Below are 21525 nucleotides of genomic sequence, written 5' to 3' on the forward strand. Positions count from 1 at the left end.
CCTGACATTGGATTCAGCCCGGCAGGGAGCCTTGCGCACCCTGCCGGTCGCCCTCAGCGTGTTCGCCTACGGCATGGTCTATGGCCTGCTCACCCGTCAGGCCGGGCTGACCATGGCGGAATCGGCCCTGTCCAGCGGCCTGATCTTCGCCGGGTCGTCCCAGTTCGTGGCCCTGGACATGTGGTCCCACCCCCTGCCCATAACCGCTCTTGTTTTCACCACATTCATCGTCAATCTGCGGCACGTGCTCATGAGCGCGTCGCTGACGCCGTGGATGCGCGGACTCCCCTCCCGCACCGCCCTTCCCCTGCTCTTCCTGCTGGTGGACGAGAGCTGGGCCATGACCTACGGGGCCGTGAGCCGTGGCAAGTCCGACCTGGGCTTTCTCCTGGGCAGCGGCCTGCTCCTCTGGGCCGCCTGGATGGGGGCAACCATCACCGGCAGGCTGGCCGGAGCCGTCATCCCCGACCCGGAGGCCTTCGGGCTCGACTTCGCCTTCACCGCCGTGTTCCTGTCCCTGCTGGCCGGGCTGTGGAAAGGCAGGGGCGACATCCCGCCCTGGGCCGTGGCCGCCATAACCGCCCTGATCGTCAACCATTTCCTGCCCGGCAAGTGGTATATCGTGGCCGGGGGCCTGGTCGGAAGCCTGACCGGCCTGTGGGGGAACCATGCGGATCGATAGTCTGACCGCCATCCTGGCCATGGCCGCCGTGACCTACCTGACCCGCATCAGCGGGCCGTGGCTGGTGCGCCTGGTCCAGGGCAACCAGCGGGTGGAGGCATGCCTGTCGCGCCTTCCGGGTTCCATCCTGGCCGCCCTGCTCGCCCCGCTCGTTTTCGCCGTGGGCACGGCCGAGGCCGTGGCCTCGGGCATAACCCTGCTCGTGGCCTTACGCTTCCGGAACATGCCCCTGTCCTTGGTCGCAGGCGTGGGCTCCCTGGTCGTGCTGCGCCATCTTCTGTGATCACCCTGCCCGGAAAGCGGATTCGCGCCACCGAGACCACCTTCTTCATGATAACAAAGCATCACGAAATGTTACCGACAATACAAAGCCTGCTATATTCGCCCAAGCCGACCCGGGACAAGCTCTGAGCAGCCTGATTGCTCCGACCACGTGACGCCCTGCATGGACAACCGTCCCGCCCTTCCCTCCGGTTCACCAGCCGGTTGCCGAACCGCGTCGAAGCGGCTATGCAGCGGCTTCAAACCCTCAAGGAACCACGCATGCACATTGAAGCCGCCCATACAGCCGATTACGCCGAACTGCTCTCCGTCTGGGAAACTTCTGTTCGCGCGACCCACGATTTTCTGGCCGAAGAGGACATCCTGGCCCTGCGGCCGCTGATCCTGGATCAGTATTTCGATGCCGTGGAGCTCCATTGCGTACGGGATGAAACCGGTAAAATCCTCGGATTCTGCGGCGTTGCCGACGGGAACCTGGAGATGCTCTTCATCGCTCCGGACAGCCGGGGGCGCGGCATCGGCACAGCCCTGTGCCGCCACGCCGTGGACCGCCTCGGCGTCATCCGGGTGGACGTGAACGAGCAGAACCCGCAGGCCCTGGGGTTCTATGAGCACTTCGGCTTCAAGGTCGTGGGGCGTTCGCCCCTGGACGGCCAAGGCAATCCTTTTCCCCTTCTCCACCTGACGTTGCGCTGATTTCCCTTTTCTCAAAACTTCCCCATCTCTGCCATTTCCCGGGCGCAAGCAGTTGTCTTCATCCACGTTTGCACCATTTTTTCCCCTTGTCTTCAGTCAATATCCCACACTGTTTTATTCCCGCCCTTGACGGAGTATGAAATTCCTGCCTAGAATGGTCCTACCAAACGGACAGACATAGCCTGTTTGAGGTTATACAACCTATAAAAATCCAAATTAGGTACGACCATTGAACACAGCAACCATCACTTCAACGCTATTTTCGCCGGTCCAGGCCGGACGGGCGAGCGAGGAAGTCGCATTGCAGATCGAGGCCGCCATCGTGGATGGGCGGATGCCATCCGGGGAACGGCTGCCCAGCGAACGGGTCATGCAGTCCCAGTTCGGCACGGGCCGGGGCGTTGTCCGCGAAGCCCTCAAGATCCTCAAGCAAAAGGGGCTCATCGAGGTTCGCAAAGGTGCCAAGGGAGGCGCCTACGTCCGCGAGCTGGAAGTCAGTAATGTATCCGAATCGCTTGCCCTCTTCATGAAACAGCACCCGGTTGAGCCGGAACAGCTGATCGAATTCCGCGAAACCATGGACCGGACCATCACCACGCTGGCCATGACCCACGGAACGCGGGAGGAAAAGGAGGAACTGCTTGAGGAGGCCATGCGCCTCGAGATTCTGCTCCGGGAGGACGAGCCGGATCTTCTGGTCACCAGCGAACTCGACCGCCAGTTGAACATCATGCTCGCCCGCATGGCCCGCAACCCGCTCTTCGAGTGGGTCATGCGCGCCCTGCAGATGGGCTTCAACTCCCACGACTACGCCCTGTACCAGAATCCCCGGTTCCGTGACCGGGCCGCGGCCAACTGGAGCGACACGGCCCGCGCTCTCCGGGACGGAGAGATCATGCGCGCCCTGGGCTTCATCAGCCACCACTACATTCTGCTTCGGCAGTGCATCGCCGAAAACGACACGCTCCCGCAGGACGCCGAATTCCTGCAGGAAGACCAACCTTAGACCCAACGAGTACGGATTACATGAAGCATTACGATTACATAATTGTCGGCGGAGGTTCCGCAGGCTCGGTCCTGGCCAACCGCCTGAGCGCCAACCCCAAGAACAAGGTCCTGGTCCTGGAGGCCGGGCTGCCTGATTTCAAATTCGATTTCCGCATCCACATGCCTGCGGCCCTGACCTATCCCCTGGCCGGAAAGACCTACAACTGGTGGTACGAGTCCGAGCCCGAGCCGCACATGAACAACCGGCGCATCTATCAGCCGCGCGGCAAGGTCCTGGGCGGATCAAGCTGCATCAACGGCATGATCTACATTCGCGGCAACGCCATGGATTACGAGAAATGGGCCAGGGAGGACGGTCTGGAGGACTGGGACTACGCTCACTGCCTGCCCTATTTCAAACGGTTCGAATGCCGCACCGCCGGAGCCGACGAGTACCAGGGCGCGGTCGGCCCCCTCTACCTGACCACCCCCGAGTGCGACAACCCGCTCTTCGACGCCTTTTTCCAGGCCGTGCAGCAGGCGGGCTATCCGGTGACCAAGGATGTCAACGGCTACCAGCAGGAAGGGTTCGGCAAGTTCGACCGCAACACCTACCGGGGCCGCCGCTGGAATGCGGCCAGGGCGTACGTCCATCCGGTCAAGAACCGGCGCAACCTGACCGTCAAGTGCAAGGCCATGACCACGCGCATCCTGTTCGAGGGCAAGCGCGCGGTGGGCGTGGAGTACACGCGCGGCAAGCGCACCTTCAAGGCCTACGGCGGTGAGATCATCTCCTGCGGCGGCGCGATCAACTCGCCGCAGTTGCTGCAACTTTCCGGCGTGGGCAACGGCCGCGAACTGTCCGCCCTGGGCATCGACGTGGTCAACGACCTGCCCGGCGTGGGCGAGAATCTCCAGGACCATCTGGAGCTCTACGTCCAGTACGCCTGCAAGCAGCCGGTCTCCATGTTCCCCTGCCTGAAATGGTACAACCAACCATGGATCGGCATGAAGTGGCTCTTCGGGCGCACGGGCGAGGCGGCCACCAACCACTTCGAGGCGGGCGGCTTCATCCGGGGCAACGACCGGGTGGAATACCCCAACCTCCAATACCACTTCCTGCCCATCGCCATCCGCTACGACGGATCGGCCCCCAACGAGGGCCACGGCTACCAGGTCCACGTCGGCCCCATGAACACCGACGTGCGCGGCCACGTGAAGCTGAAGTCCGCGAACCCGGCCGACTATCCGTCCATCCTGTTCAACTACCTGTCCACCGAGCAGGAAAAACGGGAATGGGTGGAGGCCATCCGCAAGACCCGCGAGATCATGACCCAACCCGCCTTCGATGCACTGCGCGGCAAGGAACTCGCACCCGGCGCGCAGGCCCAGACCGACGAGGAGATCCTCGACTTCGTGGCCCGCGAGGGCGAGTCCGCCTACCACCCGAGCTGCACCTGCGCCATGGGCACCCACGACATGGCCGTGACCGACCCCGAACTGAAGGTCCACGGCGTGGACGGACTGCGCGTGGTGGACGCCTCGGTCATGCCCTACGTGACCAACGGCAACATCTACGCCCCGGTCATGATGATCGCGGAAAAGGCCGCCGACATCATCCTCGGCAACACGCCCCTGCCCCCGGAACACGCCCTATTCCATCAACACTCGAAATCCCAATAGGTTAACCATGGTGAAAAGCATGCTATATATAGACGGAAAGTGGATGCAAAGCCTGACGGGCGCGACCAGGGACATCATTAACCCCTTTGACGGCACGGTCATCGCCACCGTGCCCGAGGGGACCCGCGAGGACGCCAAGGCGGCCATCAAGGCCGCCCGAAACGCCTTCGACACGGGTGGCTGGCCGCAGACGCCCGCCGCCGAGCGCGGCCGTCTGCTCTTCCGCCTGGCCGATCTCATCCAGCGGGACCGCGAGGAGCTGGCCCGGCTGGAGAGCCTGGACACGGGCAAGACCGTTGAGGAAAGCCGCTGGGACATGGACGACATCGCGGGCATCTTCCGCTACTTCGCGGGACTGGCCGACAAGGACGCGGGCCAGGTCATCGCCTCGCCCAATCCCGACTCCACCAGCACGCTGGTCCGCGAGCCGGTTGGGGTCTGCGGCCAGATATCGCCGTGGAACTATCCCCTGCTCCAGGCTTCCTGGAAGATGGCCCCGGCCCTGGCCGCCGGGTGCACCATCGTCATGAAACCGAGCGAAATCACCCCCTTAACCACCCTTAAGGTCACGGAGCTGGCCGAAGAGGCAGGGTTCCCGCCCGGCGTGGTCAACACGGTCCTCGGTCCCGGCGCGGAAGTGGGCGCGGAGCTGTCCGAGAACGACGACGTGGACCTCATCTCCTTCACCGGCGGCATCGCCACGGGCAAGACCATCATGCGCGCGGCCGCCGGAAACGTGAAGAAGGTCGCCCTGGAACTGGGCGGCAAGAACCCGAACATCATCTTCGACGACGCGGACCTGGACCTGGCCGTGGACTACGCCTTGAACGGCGTCTTCTTCCACGCCGGGCAGATCTGCTCGGCCGGGGCGCGCGTCATGGTTCAGGACGGCGTCCACGACCGGTTCGTCGATGCCCTGCGCGAACGCATGGCCAACATCAAGGTGGGGAACGGCTTTGACGAGGGGACCCAGATGGGACCGCTCATCTCCGCAGAGCATCTCGCCAAGGTCGAAGGCTACGTGGACATCGCCAAAAAGGAAGGCGCGACCCTCGTGCTCGGCGGTTCACGGCCGGACGATCCCGCGCTGGCAAAGGGTTTCTTCTACCTGCCCACCCTGTTCACCGATTGCGCCAACTACATGCGCATCGTCCGGGAGGAGGTCTTCGGTCCGGTCATCACCGTGGAGCGGTTCTCCACCGAGGACGAAGCGGTCGAGCGGGCCAACGCCACCATCTACGGTCTGTCCGCCGGATTCTGGACCAGGGACCCGGACCGCATGGAGCGGGTCTCCAAGCGGCTCCGCTTCGGCACGGTCTGGGTCAACGACTTCAACGTATATTTCGTCCAGGCCCCCTGGGGCGGCTACAAGCAGTCCGGCCTGGGCCGAGAACTGGGCGCCATCGGCCTTGAGGAATACACCGAGGTCAAACACATCTATCGCAACCACGCCACCAAAGCCCTCAACTGGTTCGGCGTGAAGGCCGAGTAATCAGGGCGTCCGCTCCGGGCGCAGGGAGCCGGCCGGTCCGACGGGCCGCCGCTCCCGCCAATCCCAACCAAGGAGGTTCAATGTCTTCCGGTTTCAGACGGCTCGCCGTCGCCTTCCTCGTCATCGCAACCATATTCTGCTCCACCATCCCGGCGCGCGCCGCCGACAAGATCACCGTGGCCAGCGTGTCCTGGACCGGCGTGACCATCAAGTCCGAAATGGCGGTCGCCGTCCTCAAGAGCCTGGGGTATCAGGCCGACAACAAGGTCCTTTCCGTACCCATCGCCTACTCCGCCCTGGCCAACGGGGACGCCGACGTGTTTTTCGGCAACTGGATGCCCTCCATGGCCACCATCGCCAACAAGTTCTTCGACAGCGGCAAGGTCGTCAAATACGTGGCCAACATGCCCGGAGCCAAGTACACCCTGGCCGTGCCCACCTTCTGCGCCCAGGCCGGGCTCAAGGATTTCAGCGATATAGCCAAGTTCGGCGACAAGCTGGACTGGAAGATCTACGGCATCGAGCCGGGCAACGACGGCAACCAGATCATCCAGGACATGATCGACAAGGACCTGTTCGGACTGGGCAAGTTCAAGCTGGTCGCGTCCAGCGAGGTGGCCATGCTCTCCCAGGTCCAGGCCTATGCCGCCAACCACAAGTGGATCGTCTTTCTCGGCTGGGCCCCGCACAGCATGAACGAGCGCATAGACATGACCTACCTGACCGGCAGCACCGAAGCGACCTTCGGGGCCAGCGACGGCACGGCCACCGTGTGGACCAACATCCGCAAGGGGCTGGAACAGGACAATCCCAACGTGGCGAAACTGTTCAAGAATATGACATTCCCGGTATCCATGATGAACCAGATCATGACCTCGGTGCACAAGGATGCGTCCATAGGCCTGAGCAAGGCAGGCCTGCTCTGGCTCAAGGCCCATCCCGAGATGTACGAAAAATGGCTGGACGGCGTGACCACCACGGGCGGCGAGCCCGGCGCGCCCGCCTTCAAGGCGTATCTCGATTCCAAGGCGTAGACGCTCTCCACAGCCGATAATATCGGGGAACCGCGTTCGCGCGGTTCCCCTTTTTCGCGCCCTTTCCAGCCTGATCACAAGGCGATCATACGCAAAAAAAAAGGGTTGCGGCCAGTTGGCCGCAACCCTTGCGTCGTCGTGATGGAGTACCGGCCTAAGAGGCAGCCCCGCTCGCGCGGGGAACCAGGGTTTCCAGCTGACGGTGTTGCGCCAGGAGCTTGCGCGCGGCGGCCAGAACCGCCTCATGGCTGCCATAGTAGGCGTCGGGTGCGAGCAGCTTGTCCATGCCCAGCTTCTGCAGACTTTCGCGCTGCTCGTCGGTCACCGCCAGCAGTACGGTGATCCTGGCCGCCTGCAGTTTTTCGATGATCTCGCCCAGGGCGAAAACCGCCGAGATGTCCATGAACGGCACGTCGAGGCAGTTGACCACCAGGACCTGGGTGCCGAGCATGGAGGAGAACTTGTCCTGCATATTGGCCGTGGTGCCGAAGAAGAACGGCCCGCGGATGGTCACGACCTGGATGCCGTAGTCCGTCTCCCGCTGGATGGCGTCCTCGGCCAGATCGTCCAGGGGACGGTCCTCCACCTCAGAGACGGAGACGCTGCACTGGCGCGCGGTGCGCACCGCCACCATGGCGGCGGCCAGGGTCACGCCCACGCCCACGGCCACGATGAGGTCGACGAAGACCGTGACCCCGAAGACCACGATCATAACCAGCAGGTCGGTGCACGGAGCCCTCTTCACCAGGGACAGCAACCGGTAGTCGATGATGTCCACGCCCACCTTGACCAGGATGCCCGCAAGCACGGCCATGGGGATGTGGGAAGCCAGGGGGCCGAGGCCCAGCAGGATGGCCAGGAGCAGCGAGGCGTGGATCACGCCGGAAACCCGTGTGGTGCCCCCGGCCTTGATGTTCACCACGGTGCGCATGGTGGCCCCGGCTCCGGGCAGGCCGCCCAGGATGGCCGAAACCATGTTGCCGATGCCCTGCCCGATGAGTTCGCGGTTGGAATCATGTTTCTTGCGGGTCAGGGAATCCGCCACCACCGAGGTCAGCAGGGAGTCGATGGTCCCCAGCACGGCCAGGGCCAGGCCGAGCCCGACGATCCGGCCCACCTGCGAGGCCTCGAAGCCCGGCATGGTCGGATGGGGCAAGGCGGACGGGATGGCGCCGATCATGGCCACGTCGAAATGCCCCTGCCATGCGATGACCGTGCCAACCAGCAGCGCGATGAGCGGGGACGGCACCACACGGGTGATCCGGGCCGGGACCAGAAAGACGATGGAGATGGTCAGCGCACCCAGCATGAGCGACTGCATGTGAATGTGGCCCAGGGCGGAACCCAGCCCGAACAGGGCCGCCATGGGCGAACTGACCGTAGGCACTCCGAGGAGCGGCTCCAATTGCAGTAAAATGATGATCACGCCGATGCCGTTCATGAACCCGGAGACCACGGGATACGGGATGAACCGGACAAAGGTCCCCAGCCGGGCCGAGCCGAGCACGATCTGCCCGAAGCCCGCGATCAGGAACACGGCGATGATGTACTGCGGGTGGCCCGGGAAGGCGGCCACGGCCGAGGCGGCCACGATGGTCATGGGTCCGGTGGGACCGGAGATCTGGGTCTGCGTGCCGCCGAACACCGCGGCGAAGAATCCGAGCGCGATGGCTCCGTACAGGCCCGCAGCCGCGCCGGCCCCCGAGGCGACCCCGAATGCCAGCGCAAGGGGCAGGGCCACGATACCAGCGGTCAACCCTCCGCAGAAATCTCCACGTAGGTGCTTGAAATCATAATGCAGAACTTTCACACTCGCATCCTTATGAAAATAACTCGGGCCAGTTCGGACAGGCCATGTCTCCCGTTCCGCCCCCTGCAAATACCGTCCGCATCTCGAACCAGGACGACAAGCACCCACGACGGAGGAGACGAGGCTCCTCTACAGCGGCTTAAAAACCTTTTAGTTACGCGTGGTTTTGAAAGATGGTTACCCGGATCAAGGGCAGGAGCAGGAACGAGACTTTTCGCAGGCGGCCCGGATGGTCTCGCTCAAGGCGGCAGTGTTCACCGGCTTTTTCAGGCAGGCAAAGGCCCCCAGGTTCATGCACGCCTCGTAGTCCTGTTCGGCCCCCCGGCCGGAAAGGACAAGGACCTCGGTTTCGGGATGATCCCGCTTGAACCGTCGCAGCACGTCGGCCCCGTCCGCGCCCGGCATGTCGAGGACGACCACCTCGGGCTCGTGCTCGTCCATGGTGTAGAACGCGCTCTTCCCGTCATACAGGGCGAAGGACCCCATCTCGCCGCCCTGCCGCAGACGCGGGGACAGGGTCGGAACGAACTTGCGCCTGTCGTCCGCGAGCGCCGCCAGGCAACGCTTGCGCCGAATCCGGGCGCAGGCCGCGCCCTGATGATACTCCCGGCCGATGCCGAACTCCACGCCCGACACGCCGTCGATGGTCATCGCCAGATCACAGACGCGCCGGGCCATCCGGTCCAGCAGTTTGCCGTGGTCGTTGACGGTCAGGGACACGAATCCGTCCTTGACGAACACGGACACGCCCCAGGCGTCATACGGAAACTGTTCACGGATGGCTTCGGCCAGGGCGATGTCCTCTGCGCTGGCCGACGGGCACTCGGTGTCTTCGACGGCCGCCGCGTCGCGGCACGGACGAACGAGAGTCGCCCGCAGAAAAACGTCATTGGGATTGTAGCGCTGGCCCGTGCCGATCTCCACACCCCGAACCCCTTTGAATTCGGACACTTCCTCAAACAGGCTGCGAGTGCCGTTCCGCAGCGTCGCGTCGTGGCTCTCCAGGCTCAGGGTCAGGACCCCGGCCCGTGCGGACGCGGCCACGTCGTGGCCATGGCGCGCCAGTTCCGCCTGCACCTCGGCAGCCAGGCGGAAGTCCTGCACGCGCGCCCTCGCGGCTGCGGAATCCCGGACCACGGCGTTGGCCAGCTGCTCGACGATGAGATACGCGCTCTGCCGGACCCCGAGGGCCCCGACCGGTACGATCATGTCGTATAAGGTCTTGGACCACGGGTCGTTGCATTCTGTAACACCGACCACCCATTCTCCGCACACGCGGTCGGCGGCGGCCATAAGCTCACGCGCTTCGGGCTCGGTGTGCTCACCGTCCCGGCACGCTGTCCAAAGCCGGTCGTTCGTCTCGTTGACCAAACAGACGCCAAGGATGTTCCCGCAATCACGGGGGGCCAGCAATGCCGTATATCCCCAGAAAACAAGGTTTTTATCGTTAGCCAGCTTCCGGGCCATGGCGTGCCGCAACCAACTGACAACCCGGTGCCGGTCCGGCCCGGACATGCCGAAAACACCCGCTTCCGCGCTGAACATCCCGGTAAAAAACGCCCGGTTCAGGCCGGAGAGCCGGGCGGCGTCGGCAATGATCTCCTGGTCGTCCACCAGGTGATACCCGGTGATTTCGGCCACCCGCTCGGCCACGGGCCGGGCATCGCAAAAACGTCCGTTGAATATTGTAATGGCAGTCATGGTGCACCCGTGGCTTGGCCTGATCCCATCAGGCGGTTGTTTGCGACATGCTGGCGGTCATCTCCGGAAGCGCAACTGTTGCGAGTTGCAACGTGAGATGGGTGCCAAACGGACCGCCTTGCTCTTTCGGCACGCGCCCGCTCTTCCTTGATCACGATTTCATTCAATGATTCTGATTTATTATATCAAAAATAGTCATCGAATGATCGGTCTTTTTTGCACGAAGCGTTCCATGTCCAACGCGCCCTTGACGCCGTGCCGAGCGACGACCAACGGCTTTCGGGAATAAAGCGATATACAAAGACATATTATCTTGATACGAAAAGGCTGCTCAGGCTGTTTCCCCGCAACCTCCGGGAGAAACCTTCCATGAATCTACCTGCTTGTGTACGGTATCTGATTCCGGTCTGTCTGTTGTGCCTGACGCTCCTGCCCTCCACCGCACAGGGGAAGACCCTGATCGAACTGTCCCGCTCCCTGGATGCGCGGCCCGTATGGGAAGCGCTGGCCGATGGGGCCGACCCTCATGAACGGGACAAGAACGACAACACTCCGCTGCACATTGCCGCCGCCTGGGGCACCCCGGACATCTGCCGCGCACTGCTCCGTGCAGGCGCCGAGGTGGATGCGCGCAACAAGTACGGCGTCACGCCGTTGATTGCGGCCGCCGGACAGGGTCGCGCCGCGAACATGGTGGTCCTCATGGAGGCGGGTGCGGACGTCAACGCGGCCAGCAACTACGGGGGCACTCCCCTGCACGCGGCCTTCATGGCCCACGGCCCCGCAGCCCTGGAGGCCCTTCGCGTCCTATTGGAGCGCAAGCCCGACCTCGACGTTCGCGACAAACAGGGAAACACCTCGCTCTGCCTCGGCATCGGCCGGGTCGAGAGCTCCTGCATCCTCCTGCTGCTGGACGCCGGGGCCGATCCGAACATCCCGAACAAGCTCGGCCAAACGGCGGTGCATGAGGCCGTGCGGGCCAACCGGGTGGCCCTCATGGAGCACCTGATACGGCACGGCGCCAAACTGAACACTCCGGGAAGATACGGAACGCCATTGCAGACAGCAGCCCGGAGCAACTTCCCGGCCATGTCAGAACTATTGACCGCCAACGGAGCGAAGGATTCCCGGCTGACCTCGGGCCCGACTCCGCGACCGGAGAAGGATAAAGGAGAATACCCGCTCCACCAGGCCGCCCAAAGCAAATTCGGCCTGGAGCAAGTGCGCAGCCTGCTCAAGGAGGGGGCTGACCCGAACCAGGCGGACAGATTCAAGAAGACACCGCTCGCCTATGCGGTCCAAGAGGGCAGGCTCTCGACCATTATCCTGCTTCTCGAGGCAGGCGCGGACCCGAATATTCCGGATAGCCAGTGGGACTATCCCCTGCACTCGGCGGCCCAGAACAATCGGCCCGAAGTCATCAAATACCTCCTGCAATACGGCGCGAAACCCGACCAGATGGGTAGGCTCGACACCCCGCTCCAGCGGGCGGCCAGCCTGGACTGGTACGGTGCGGCAAAGGTCCTGATCAAGGCCGGGGCAGACCTTGACATGGCCTCCGGCATGGGCCTGACCGCCCTTGCCTATGCGGCCGCCGAGCCCGACAGTCGAGTGGCCCCGCTGCTCATCGAGTCCGGCGCGGACGTGAACCGTCAGGGCAGGGCCAAAATGAGCCCGCTCTTCATCTGTGTGGCCGAGCACAACATCGAGACCGTCAACCTCCTCCTTGCCCACGGGGCCGATATCAACGCAACCGGCCCCGGCGGCGTATCCTCCCTCCAGGTTGCGGTTAAAAAACGATATCCCGACATGGTCGAACTGCTGCTGAAGGCGGGTGCCGACGGGGCCCAAAGGGACCAGTTCGGCAGAACGGCCATGCACCTCGCGGCCAGGACCAACGAGGTGGCCACACTCAAACTGCTGGAGAGCAAGGGATATGCGGTGGACGAGCCGGACCGTCTGGGCATGACGCCTCTCTTCAGCGCCGCAATGAGCGGCAGAAAGGAGGCGGCCGAATACCTGATCCAACAAGGCGCGGACATCATGACCACGGACCGGGGCGGCGACACGCCCCTGCACCAAGCCGCCCTGAACGCCCAACCGGAGACCTGCGCCCTGCTCATCGACGCCGGAGCGGACATCAACGCGCCGGACAAGCGCGGACAGACACCGCTCGATCTCGCTCTGAGTCGACTCGGCAACAAACGCCAACCAAGAGGGGAAACCAAACAGAGACTCCTCGATGCCGTGGAGTATCTCAAGGCTCACGGAGCCCGCGAGACCGCGAAGAAAAAGCCCGGGCCTCCCGTTTAACAACAGTTCGGCGGACGCGGGACGTGGAGTCACCGGGGATACAGGCTGATTTGATCATTGCCTTGAGGGAGTGCTGGCGCAAAGAAACGGTGGCTGGTACACCACCGTATCCCGCAACCCTCAAGGAGCACGACATGATCGAAGCGCAAACCTGGATGTCCGAGGTCCTCCCCCAGCTGCGGGAGGTGTTCGGCCCACGATTGCTCTATCTCGGACTACAGGGCAGTTATCGCCGGGGAGAGGCCTGCGAAACGAGTGACATCGACTTGGTCGTCCTGCTGGATATGGTCGAACTAGGTGATCTCGATGCGTATCGCGCCATCGTTCACGCCATGCCGGAGGGACACAAGGCGTGCGGCTTCCTGTGCGGCATCCGGGAATTCTCGACCTGGCCGCCCCACGAGCTGTTCGCCTTCGGCAAGGACACGGCCGATCACTTTGGCAGGCTCGCCGATTTCATGCCGCCCATCACCCGAGACGACATTCGGTACGGAGCGAAGGTCAGCGCCTCCGCCCTTCTGCATCCACTGACCCACGGTTACCTTTATGCCGACCTGGAAGCCAGGCGAGCCATCCTGAAGGAGGCCTTCAAATCCGCCTTTTTTCTGATGCAGGTGGTTCACTACCTGGATGCGGGGCGATACTGCGCGGGCAGACGGGAGCTGCTCCTGGATCTGGAAGGCGCAAGGCGGGAGATCATCGAGGCGGGACTGGATCCTTCAGGTTGGCTGAAAGCCCATTCGGAAGAACGGGCCTTTGAAATGCTCCTCGCCTGGACGCGGGACGTGGTCCGCACGGCCTGAGCAAGCGCCGGGCAGAAAAACAAAAAGAGGAAGGGTTGCAACCTGTTGGCTGCAACCCTTTTGTTTTCGTGGTGCCGAGGGGGGGATTCGAACCCCCACGGAATTTCTTCCACTGCCCCCTCAAGACAGCGTGTCTACCAATTCCACCACCTCGGCACGATATGCGTTGAACCTATTGGTTCTTGGCGTCGTCTCCGGTATCCTTGAAGGTCACCCCGGGCTTGGCCGGCGCGGCCGGGGCCGTGGTCTCCGCCGCAGGCGCGTTCTGCTGCAGCATGATGGAGTCCTGGCTGGCTACCTTGTTCCCCGTAAGGATGTTGTATCCGAGGGAAGTGAGCAGGAAAACCGTTGCAAGTCCAGCGGTTACCTTGACCAGGAGACCGCCCGCGCCGGTGCTGCCGAACATCGTGCTGCTCCCGCCGCCGAAGATGACTCCCATCCCCTCGTGACCGGACTGAAGCATTACAGCGCCGATCAAAAAGATGCAAGCCAAAACATGGATGACTATGACTATGGTTTCCACAATTATTCCCTTTTCTTAAAACTTCTTTCCGCTTGCAAAATCAAGCCAGTACGATCTCGCTGAAGCTTTGTCCCTGCAAGCTCGCGCCTCCTACCAATACTCCATCGACATTGTCAAGCGCAATAATTTCAGCACAGTTGCCCGGCTTGACACTTCCGCCGTATAATATCCTCATTTCATTGGCTTTTTTCCCAAAGATGGAAACGAGAATTTTCCGAGTGAAATCGTGCGCCTCGACAATTTCCGCCGGTCCGGCCACCTCGCCGGTGCCGATGGCCCAGACGGGCTCGTAGGCCACGGACAGCCGCTCGGGGTCGATGTCCACGGGAACGTCCTTGAGACCGGCCCGCAACTGGCGCTCGAGCACCTCGTGCACGCGGCCCGCCTTGCGCTCCTCGATGAGCTCGCCGATGCACAGAATGACCTTGAGCCCTTCCTGAAGCCCGTAGGCGGTCTTGGCGCCCACGTATTCGTCATCCTCGCCGAGCACATGCCTGCGCTCGGAGTGGCCGGTCAGGCCGAAGGTTGCTCCTGCGTCCTTGAGCATCTTCGGAGCGATCTCGCCGGTGAAGGCGCCCTCTTCTTTAATATAGTAGTCCTGGCCACCGGCCGAGAAGCCGGGCACGGAGGCGAAGACGTCCCCCACGGCCTTGAGTGCGGTGAAGGGCGGGAAGATCAACACCTCGCGGTCCGCCGGGAGCTTGTCTGCGGCCAGGCCGACCAGTTCTTCCGCCGTGGACCTGGCTTCGTCCCAGGTCTTGTACATCTTCCAGTTGGCTGCCATCAACTTTTTCATTTGTTCATGCACTCCTTTAAGGCTGTGAAGGCCGGAAGCTCCTTGCCTTCGAGGAATTCCAGGAAAGAGCCGCCGCCGGTGGAGATAAAGCTAAATTTTTCATCTAGTTGCAACAGATGCACCACAGCGTCGGTGTCCCCGCCGCCCACGATGGTCAGGGCGTCCTCCAGCCCGGCGATGGCCTTGCAGACCGCCAGCGAGCCCTTGGCGAAGGCCGTGGTTTCGAACAGCCCCATGGGCCCGTTCCAGACAACGGTCTTGGCCCGCTCGATCACGGCGACGAAGTTGGCGATGCTCTCGGGGCCGATGTCCAGGACCAGGGCGTCCGACGGGATGGTCTCGGCCGTGCACACGCCTTCGGCCTGTTTGGCCTTGGGGGTCTTGGCGTAGCGGAAGTCCACGGGCAGATGGAGCTTCGAGCCCATGGATTTGGCCTTGGCCATGATCTCGTTGGCGGCGTCGACCAGGTCCGGCTCCACCAGGGACTGGCCCACGTCATGCCCCTGGGCCAGCAGAAAGGTGTTGGCCATGGCTCCGCCGATGATGATGTCGTCCACCTTGCCAAGGAGATTGTTCAATATTCCCAGCTTGGTGGAAACTTTGGCCCCGCCCGAAACGCAGACGTAGGGCCGCTTGGGGTCCTTCAGGGCCTCGCCGAGGTATTCGTACTCGCGCTTGAGCAGGAACCCGGCGCAGCAGACCTTGGCGAATTTGGGCACGTCCACCACCGAGGCGTTCTCGCGGTGGGCCACGCCGAAGGCGTCATTGACGTAGACGTCGGCCAGGGAGGCCAGCAGCTTGCCGAAATCGCCCCGCTCCTCCGGCGTCTTGCCGGTCTCCTCGGGGTTGAAGCGCAGGTTGTCGAGCATGATCACCTGGCCCGGCGCGAGGTCGGCGGCCATCTTCACGGCCTGATCGCCGATGCGGCCCGGCACCAGGGCCACGCCCTTGCCGAGCAGTTCGCCGGTGCGGTTGGCCACCGGGCCCAGGGAGAGCTCGGGCACGATCTTGCCCTTGGGCTTGCCCAGGTGCGCGCAGAGAATGACCGAGGCCCCTTTGTCCAGGGCGTACCGGATGGTCGGCAGGGCCGCGCGGATGCGGTTGTCGTCGGTGATGACGCCGTCCTCGATGGGGACGTTGAAGTCCACCCGGAACAGCACCTTTTTCCCTTTGATGTCAACCTGATCGATAAACAGCATACGTCAAGACCTCACGCTTCGTATTGTTGAAAGTCGTACCGGAGCAACAGTGCGTCTTCCCTGGTGTCCGGGTAATATTTCTTCCTCACGCCAATCTTCTTGTATCCGAACTTGCGATACAAAGCCAAGGCCGGATGATTGGAGACCTTTACATCCAAAAAACTTTTCGAGGTGCCGTAGGCCACGCACATCTCGAAGCTCCTGGACAGCAGCGCCTCGCCCAGCCCCTGCCGCCGGTAATCGGGGTGCACGGCCAGGTTGAGGACCTCCATCTCGTCGGCGATGAGGGAAAAGGCCATGTACCCCGCGAGGACGCCGTCACGACGCACGCCGATGACCTTGAACGCCTCTCCCTCCAGGCCGAGCAGGAACTGCTCTCTGGTCCAGTGGTAGGCGAAACATAGCGCTTCGAGCTCCATGAGATCCCGGACATCCGGTTCCCCCAACTCGACCACCTCGTCCTTCATCGCGCCTCCGCAGCCATATGGGGCTGGATATGTAGTAACATTACGTGTATACAGGGTTTGCAAGACAAACAAAAGAGCCTGCGGTTATGATCTCTCATCAAGAAACACTCGAACGCGAAGCGGATCACCTGGTCGAAGTCATAGACCGGGACAATCGCCCGCTGGCCGTGCTTTCCAAGCGCAGCGTGCACCGGCAATTGCTGATGCATCGCTCGGTTCAGGTGCTCGTCTTCAATCCCGAAAAAAAAATCTTCCTGCAAAAACGCAACCCGAACAAGCAGTTCTTCCCGGGCCGTTGGGATATTTCCGCCAGGACCCATCCCCGGGCCGGGGAATCGACCTTCGAGGCGGCCGTCCGCGCCCTCAGGGAGGAGCTGAACCTGGAGATCGAGCATCCCCAGCTCGTCCGGGAACTGCCCGCCGGGCCCGAAACCGGCTTCGAGCACGTCTCCCTGTTCGAGGTGACCAAGAACACCCTGCCCGTGGTGCCGAACGGCGACGCGGTCTCCGAGGGATTCTACTACTCGCGCGAAGAGCTGACCTGCCTGATCAAGGAATTCCGGGAGCTGCTCACGCCCAATCTCGTCATCCTCTGGGAATCCGGCTTCCTGGCCCCGGCCTAGTTCCGCATCAGCAATCCGCTCAGTTCCCCGTGAATCCGGCCGTTGGTGGCCAGGATGGAGCTGGATCCGAAGGTGTACGGCACCGCCGCGTCGTATTCGGTCACCCTGCCGCCCGCCTCATTGACGAGCAGCAGCCCGGCCGCCGTATCCCAGGGGTTCAGGGCGCGCTCGTAGAAACCGTCCAGCCGTCCGCAGGCGACGAAGGCCAGGTCCACGGCCGCGGCCCCGCCCCGGCGAATGCCCTGGGCCATGGGCAGCAGGGTCCGGAGATTCTTCAAAATATCCTCGAGATGCGCATCGATGTCGTAGGGGAAGCCCGTGGCCAGCACGCACTGTTCCAGGTCCGCCTCGTCGGTCACGCGGAAGGGTTTGCCGTTCAGGAACGCCCCCTGCCCCTCCACGGCGGTGAACCGCTCGCCCAGAAGCGGCATGTTGACCATGCCCAGGACCACCCGGTCGCGGCGCCACAGGGCGATGGAATTGGCCACGTACGGCAGCCCGTGGGCGAAATTCGTGGTCCCGTCCACCGGGTCGATGATCCAGGTCAGTTCGCCGGGTTCCGTGTCCTTGGCCGTCTCTTCGGCCAGAAAGTCCGACCCCGGCAGGAGCGCGGCCAGTTCGCCCTTGAGCATGGTCTCCACGGCCACATCGGTCTCGGTGACCAGGTCGATGCGTCCCTTGTGCCGTATCTTCCGTCCCCGGTTCGCGCCCTCCCGGACGATGTCCCCGGCTCTGTCCGCGATGGAGGCCAACCCTTCCATGATGCGTGCGGCGTCGAAATCACCCGTCATATGCGTTGCTCCTCAAAGAAAAAGGGCGGTCGCGGCCGCCCTCCTGGATGTCCCGGTGCGCGGGCTCAGGACCTGCGCTGGATGAAGAATTCCACGGACCGGTTAAAGGTCTTTTCCTCTTCCTTGGTGAAATAACAGGCCGGCAGCTCGCCCCGCTGCCGGTGGTAATGCAGGCACTCGCAACAGATACCGTGCTTGTCGCAGTTATGGGTGCAGGTACAGTATTGTTCGTTGATTTTCGATCGCGGGCATTGATCCTTCTTTTTCATGACGACCCCTCTGGTCACGGAAACGTGCGGTTGGATGGTGCCTCAAAAGCCCAGATACAGTAGCCAACAGCAAGCAGAGAGTCAATGATTCAGGACCATTGTTTCGCGGCGGACGCCCCATGGCCCCGTGATCGGCACATGGCCCCCCCAAAGTGCGTTTGATGTGATTATAATACGCTAATCATTGTATTTCATGGCAGATGGGTATAGACATATACGATGATCACATGAGGCCCGACCCCTCTCCTCCTTTGACTCGACCCGGAACCGCTCCCAATGTGGAAAAAAGCATTCAGCCAGGCTCCTGGCTACAAGAGAAAAGGGAAAAAGAAATCCCGCATCAGACTCGAAACCCTTGAGGAACTCAAGGAGTTCATCGACTATGAGCACATCAAGCATTGCCTGCTGAGACCCTATTTCGAGGAACAGGACTACCCCCTGGTCGAGGCGCGGGAACTGCTCCCCTCCTTCGAGGTCGATCTCTACGAGCACAAGAACCTGCCCGGCTTCTCCATGGTCGCCTTCGAGCGGCAGCTCAACTCCTTTCAGGAGATCTTCCAGTTCGACGCCCTGCACTCGCCCTCGGACTGGGAGGAGATGCAGGTGCAGGACTCCTGCGCCGTGGAGGACAACGCCCGGGGCACCAACATCCGCACCTTCCTGAGCCGCCTCCCCAAGCGCTACCATCAGGAGTTCCTGAGCCAGTTCGGCTCCTGCGACATCTGCACCGTACAGGACTACGACAGGATGCTGCCCTTTCTGCTCCAGTTGGAGCGGGCGCACGTCCTGGCCCTTAACTCGGCCGGGGAATTCACCCTGCAGGGCGTGTACGCCTCCCTGCCGTCCAACCTGGACAGCGAACTCAAGCAGTTCGGGCTCAAGATCGGCAAGTTCAAGCCGGGCAACAATCTGCTCTACGAGTGCAACCGGCTGTTCGTGTACCAGTTCATGATGGAGCTGTACGGCTTCCCCATCGTCTCCGAGCGGCGCACCTCCTCGGCCATGTTCGCCATCCGCCTGCTGCGCCAGCACGAGCGGTTCATCGTCCGCGTGCTCGGCCAGAGCGACCGGACCATCACCACGCTGATGTCGCCGCCCAAGGGCACGCCCAGGCGGTCCATCAAGTACCCCAAGGTGGAAAAGATCGCCCTGATCCAGGTCAACGACAACCAGAAGGAACTCTGCGAGGTGCTCAAGGACCAGGGCTTCTTCATCGACCCCAAGAAGCGCGTGGTCATCCTCCGGGTCTCCTACCAGCAGCACGACTACAACCCCCGCAACGTGCGCGAGGACCGCGCTCTGTCCGTGCTCAGGCAGGAGATCATCCATCCCCTCACCGGGCGGATCATCGAGGGCATGAACATTATCCAGAACGTGCGCAACATGCTCCTGCGCCTGAACGACATCGTGCGCGGCGAGTATCGCATCCCGGTGAACTACAAGCGCCAGGAACTCATCGAGAACACCGAGACGCACGAGAACCGGCTCAAGGTGCTCTTCGTGTGGCTTTCCAAGCACATGCACCGCATTGTGGATTATTCGGACGACTACTACGCGCAGCTGGTCCGCGTCCTGGACGCCTACCTCCTGGCCCCGGACAACTACAAGATTTTCAATGAACTGCACGACCTGCACCAGGAGGTCTGGTCCCGATACGGGCAGATTCAGCAGGCCAGGAAGATCAGGGTCCTTGAAGATTTGCGCTATCGCAAGTACAAGGGCGAGGCCATTTCGTACAAACGCATGCTGGAGCTGATGACCGAGATCCTGAATGATCTCAAATTCGAAATCGTCAACTATTTCGATAAACTGGTCGTTAAAATCCTGATCCTCGGCAACGACGTGGTGTCCGACCCCTACATGCTGCGCAAATACGTGCAGCAGGACGACAAGGACCTCTCGCCCTACGGGCGGGACATCAAGAAACTGTACCAACAGCTGGTCATGCTGCTCGACGAGTTCCGGTCCATCCGGAAATCCCGCGTGTCGAGCCGGGCCGGTTCGGGACAATAGCAACACCGCAAGGAGCATACATTGGAAAACCTGGAAACCACCCCGCTCACCCAGTGGCACCGGGAAAACGGAGCCAAGATGGCCCCGTTCGCCGGTTTCGACATGCCGGTGCAGTACAAGGGCATCATCATCGAACACAAGCATACCCGTGAAAAGGCGGGCATCTTCGACATCTGCCACATGGGCGAGTTCAGGCTCTCGGGTCGGGGCGCCAAGGACGGGCTGAACAAGGTCGTCAGCCACGACCTGGACACGCTGGGCCCCGGCAAATGCCGCTACGGCTTCCTGCTCAACGCCTCGGGCGGCATCAACGACGACCTGATCATCTACTGCCTGGCCGAGGACGAATACATGCTCGTGGTCAACGGCGCGTGCCGTCGAAAAGACTTCGACCACATCGCGGCCAACCTGCCCGACGGCCTGTCCTTCACGGACATCAGCGACGAGACCGGCAAGATCGACGTGCAGGGCCCCGAGAGCCTGGACGTGATCAACGATCTCTTCGATTCAAGGTGGAATCACCTGAAATATTTCAACTTCGAGCAGACCGAGGCGCTCGGCTTCCCAATGATCGTCAGCCGCACCGGGTACACGGGCGAGCTGGGCTACGAGCTCTACCTGCCCTCGGACAAGGCCCTGGAGGTCTGGGAAAAGCTGGCTGCCGACGGGCGTGTGGAGCCGGTCGGCCTGGGCGCGCGCGACACCCTGCGCCTGGAGATCGGCTATCCGCTCTACGGCCAGGACCTGGACGAACAGCGCACCCCGGTCGAGGCCGGGGCCGGCTTCTTCCTCAAGAAGGAGTCCGAGTACATCGGCAAGTCCGGCCTGGGCCGGGTGGACGAATGCCTGCTCCCCCTGACCATCGAAGGCCGCCGCACGGCCCGGCACAACGACGAGGTCTGCCTGCCCGGCGGCGAGAAGACCGGCATCATCACCAGCGGCTCCTTCGCCCCGAGCCTGGGCCACTGCATCGCCCTGGCCTACGTCCGGGCCGAGGACGCGGACAGGGACACCTTCATCATCAAGACCGCCCGCGCCGAACTGGAAGCGAAAAAGACGGCCCTGCCCTTCTACAAGGAAGGCACGGCCCGCCTGAAGACCGAGTAACCGATCTTCCATAAGCATTAAAACGAAAGCCCCCGACTCACCAAGCCGGGGGCTTTCGTTCGCGCTCAAAACCCGCGAAGCGGCACCAAAAAGTTTAGGAGGAAAAGGGGGATGGGGGTCCGGGGGGAGGGGGAAAGGGGGTACAGCCCGGGTACATAGGTAACACATTAGCCCGGGAACATGGGTAACACTTTGGGCATGAGAGCCTGGAGGTGCCTATGCCCTGGAATGAGGTCAAACCTATGGATCAGCGA

At 62.5% G+C, this 21525-nt stretch carries 20 protein-coding genes and 1 tRNA gene; 12 read left to right on the plus strand and 9 right to left on the minus strand.

The window, feature by feature from the left end; all coding sequences use genetic code 11:
* The first annotated feature begins 31 nt into the window (after positions 1-31).
* From AB6M95_RS02945 to AB6M95_RS02975, 7 genes are all read left to right on the plus strand, one after another.
* Positions 32-682 (plus strand): AzlC family ABC transporter permease, encoded by a 651-nt coding sequence (locus tag AB6M95_RS02945; RefSeq protein WP_371385237.1) that lies wholly within the window; start codon positions 32-34, stop codon positions 680-682.
* Entirely contained in the window at positions 669-965 is a 297-nt protein-coding gene (locus AB6M95_RS02950; protein WP_371385238.1) for an AzlD family protein, read from the plus strand. Before AB6M95_RS02945 ends, AB6M95_RS02950 begins: the two co-directional genes overlap by 14 nt.
* Positions 966-1225: 260 nt before the next feature.
* Positions 1226-1660, plus strand: coding sequence for an acetyltransferase (locus tag AB6M95_RS02955; RefSeq protein ID WP_371385239.1), 435 nt, complete (start codon positions 1226-1228; stop codon positions 1658-1660).
* A gap of 229 nt (positions 1661-1889) precedes the next feature.
* The gene (locus tag AB6M95_RS02960) at positions 1890-2666 is read left to right on the plus strand and encodes a FadR/GntR family transcriptional regulator (RefSeq protein WP_371385240.1); all 777 of its coding nucleotides are present in this window, start codon (positions 1890-1892) and stop codon (positions 2664-2666) included.
* 20 nt (positions 2667-2686) lie between these two features.
* A complete protein-coding gene (gene betA / locus AB6M95_RS02965) occupies positions 2687-4330 on the plus strand; it encodes a choline dehydrogenase (RefSeq protein WP_371385241.1) in 1644 nt (547 codons plus the stop codon).
* 7 nt (positions 4331-4337) lie between these two features.
* The gene (gene betB, locus AB6M95_RS02970; RefSeq protein WP_371385242.1) at positions 4338-5822 is read left to right on the plus strand and encodes a betaine-aldehyde dehydrogenase; all 1485 of its coding nucleotides are present in this window, start codon (positions 4338-4340) and stop codon (positions 5820-5822) included.
* Between the two features lie 80 nt (positions 5823-5902).
* Complete coding sequence (locus tag AB6M95_RS02975; protein ID WP_371385243.1) at positions 5903-6856, plus strand: ABC transporter substrate-binding protein; 954 nt, start codon at positions 5903-5905, stop codon at positions 6854-6856.
* A 154-nt stretch (positions 6857-7010) separates the two neighbouring features.
* Here AB6M95_RS02975 and AB6M95_RS02980 read toward each other — a convergent pair whose 3' ends face one another.
* Together AB6M95_RS02980 and AB6M95_RS02985 are read right to left on the minus strand one after the other, a co-directional pair.
* Positions 7011-8666 (minus strand): SulP family inorganic anion transporter, encoded by a 1656-nt coding sequence (locus tag AB6M95_RS02980; RefSeq protein ID WP_371385244.1) that lies wholly within the window; start codon positions 8664-8666, stop codon positions 7011-7013.
* A gap of 186 nt (positions 8667-8852) precedes the next feature.
* Positions 8853-10367, minus strand: a complete 1515-nt coding sequence (locus AB6M95_RS02985; protein ID WP_371385245.1) for a response regulator — start codon at positions 10365-10367, stop codon at positions 8853-8855.
* Between the two features lie 369 nt (positions 10368-10736).
* Here AB6M95_RS02985 and AB6M95_RS02990 point away from each other — a divergent pair, with 369 nt between their 5' ends.
* Positions 10737-12680, plus strand: a complete 1944-nt coding sequence (locus AB6M95_RS02990) for an ankyrin repeat domain-containing protein (RefSeq protein ID WP_371385246.1) — start codon at positions 10737-10739, stop codon at positions 12678-12680.
* Positions 12681-12814: 134 nt separating this feature from the next.
* The gene (locus AB6M95_RS02995) at positions 12815-13483 is read left to right on the plus strand and encodes a nucleotidyltransferase domain-containing protein (RefSeq protein ID WP_371385247.1); all 669 of its coding nucleotides are present in this window, start codon (positions 12815-12817) and stop codon (positions 13481-13483) included.
* 69 nt (positions 13484-13552) lie between these two features.
* On the opposite strand, the gene AB6M95_RS03000 is transcribed toward AB6M95_RS02995, so the two are convergent.
* The 5 genes from AB6M95_RS03000 to rimI form a co-directional block, all read right to left on the minus strand.
* Positions 13553-13639, minus strand: a tRNA-Leu gene (locus tag AB6M95_RS03000).
* 16 nt (positions 13640-13655) lie between these two features.
* Positions 13656-14006, minus strand: a complete 351-nt coding sequence (gene secG, locus AB6M95_RS03005; RefSeq protein WP_371385248.1) for a preprotein translocase subunit SecG — start codon at positions 14004-14006, stop codon at positions 13656-13658.
* Between the two features lie 40 nt (positions 14007-14046).
* The gene (gene tpiA / locus AB6M95_RS03010) at positions 14047-14802 is read right to left on the minus strand and encodes a triose-phosphate isomerase (protein ID WP_371385249.1); all 756 of its coding nucleotides are present in this window, start codon (positions 14800-14802) and stop codon (positions 14047-14049) included.
* Entirely contained in the window at positions 14799-16001 is a 1203-nt protein-coding gene (locus AB6M95_RS03015; protein ID WP_371385250.1) for a phosphoglycerate kinase, read from the minus strand. The genes tpiA and AB6M95_RS03015 overlap by 4 nt, the downstream gene beginning before the upstream one ends.
* Before the next feature lie 11 nt (positions 16002-16012).
* Entirely contained in the window at positions 16013-16468 is a 456-nt protein-coding gene (gene rimI / locus AB6M95_RS03020; RefSeq protein WP_371385251.1) for a ribosomal protein S18-alanine N-acetyltransferase, read from the minus strand.
* A gap of 86 nt (positions 16469-16554) precedes the next feature.
* Here rimI and AB6M95_RS03025 point away from each other — a divergent pair, with 86 nt between their 5' ends.
* On the plus strand, positions 16555-17091 hold the full coding sequence (locus AB6M95_RS03025) for an NUDIX hydrolase (protein ID WP_371385252.1): 537 nt from the start codon (positions 16555-16557) through the stop codon (positions 17089-17091).
* On the opposite strand, the gene AB6M95_RS03030 is transcribed toward AB6M95_RS03025, so the two are convergent.
* Entirely contained in the window at positions 17088-17882 is a 795-nt protein-coding gene (locus AB6M95_RS03030; RefSeq protein WP_371385253.1) for an inositol monophosphatase family protein, read from the minus strand. The genes AB6M95_RS03025 and AB6M95_RS03030 overlap by 4 nt on opposite strands.
* Before the next feature lie 65 nt (positions 17883-17947).
* Positions 17948-18151 carry a DUF6485 family protein gene (locus AB6M95_RS03035; RefSeq protein WP_338666842.1) on the minus strand — a complete coding sequence of 68 codons (204 nt, stop codon included), beginning with the start codon at positions 18149-18151 and terminating at the stop codon, positions 17948-17950.
* Positions 18152-18427: 276 nt separating this feature from the next.
* On the opposite strand from AB6M95_RS03035, the gene AB6M95_RS03040 reads away from it, so the two are divergent.
* Complete coding sequence (locus AB6M95_RS03040) at positions 18428-20164, plus strand: hypothetical protein (RefSeq protein WP_371385254.1); 1737 nt, start codon at positions 18428-18430, stop codon at positions 20162-20164.
* A 21-nt stretch (positions 20165-20185) separates the two neighbouring features.
* Positions 20186-21271: a glycine cleavage system aminomethyltransferase GcvT gene (gene gcvT / locus AB6M95_RS03045; RefSeq protein WP_371385255.1), complete on the plus strand. Its 1086-nt coding sequence runs from the start codon at positions 20186-20188 to the stop codon at positions 21269-21271.
* The last annotated feature ends 254 nt before the right edge of the window (positions 21272-21525 follow it).

This window comes from Pseudodesulfovibrio karagichevae (genome assembly GCF_041414475.1).
GTDB classification, from domain to species: domain Bacteria; phylum Desulfobacterota; class Desulfovibrionia; order Desulfovibrionales; family Desulfovibrionaceae; genus Pseudodesulfovibrio; species Pseudodesulfovibrio karagichevae.

Bases quoted from the DNA above. Each gene is read 5' to 3' on its own strand.
- AB6M95_RS02950 (WP_371385238.1), top strand. From the start codon at position 669: ATGCGGATCGATAGTCTGACCGCCATCCTGGCCATGGCCGCCGTGACC.
- AB6M95_RS02955 (WP_371385239.1), top strand. From the start codon at position 1,226: ATGCACATTGAAGCCGCCCATACAGCCGATTACGCCGAACTGCTCTCC.
- betA (WP_371385241.1), top strand. From the start codon at position 2,687: ATGAAGCATTACGATTACATAATTGTCGGCGGAGGTTCCGCAGGCTCG.
- betB (WP_371385242.1), top strand. From the start codon at position 4,338: ATGGTGAAAAGCATGCTATATATAGACGGAAAGTGGATGCAAAGCCTG.
- AB6M95_RS02975 (WP_371385243.1), top strand. From the start codon at position 5,903: ATGTCTTCCGGTTTCAGACGGCTCGCCGTCGCCTTCCTCGTCATCGCA.
- AB6M95_RS02985 (WP_371385245.1), bottom strand. From the start codon at position 10,367: ATGACTGCCATTACAATATTCAACGGACGTTTTTGCGATGCCCGGCCC.
- AB6M95_RS02990 (WP_371385246.1), top strand. From the start codon at position 10,737: ATGAATCTACCTGCTTGTGTACGGTATCTGATTCCGGTCTGTCTGTTG.
- AB6M95_RS02995 (WP_371385247.1), top strand. From the start codon at position 12,815: ATGATCGAAGCGCAAACCTGGATGTCCGAGGTCCTCCCCCAGCTGCGG.
- tpiA (WP_371385249.1), bottom strand. From the start codon at position 14,802: ATGAAAAAGTTGATGGCAGCCAACTGGAAGATGTACAAGACCTGGGAC.
- AB6M95_RS03015 (WP_371385250.1), bottom strand. From the start codon at position 16,001: ATGCTGTTTATCGATCAGGTTGACATCAAAGGGAAAAAGGTGCTGTTC.
- rimI (WP_371385251.1), bottom strand. From the start codon at position 16,468: ATGAAGGACGAGGTGGTCGAGTTGGGGGAACCGGATGTCCGGGATCTC.
- AB6M95_RS03025 (WP_371385252.1), top strand. From the start codon at position 16,555: ATGATCTCTCATCAAGAAACACTCGAACGCGAAGCGGATCACCTGGTC.
- AB6M95_RS03030 (WP_371385253.1), bottom strand. From the start codon at position 17,882: ATGACGGGTGATTTCGACGCCGCACGCATCATGGAAGGGTTGGCCTCC.
- AB6M95_RS03035 (WP_338666842.1), bottom strand. From the start codon at position 18,151: ATGAAAAAGAAGGATCAATGCCCGCGATCGAAAATCAACGAACAATAC.
- AB6M95_RS03040 (WP_371385254.1), top strand. From the start codon at position 18,428: ATGTGGAAAAAAGCATTCAGCCAGGCTCCTGGCTACAAGAGAAAAGGG.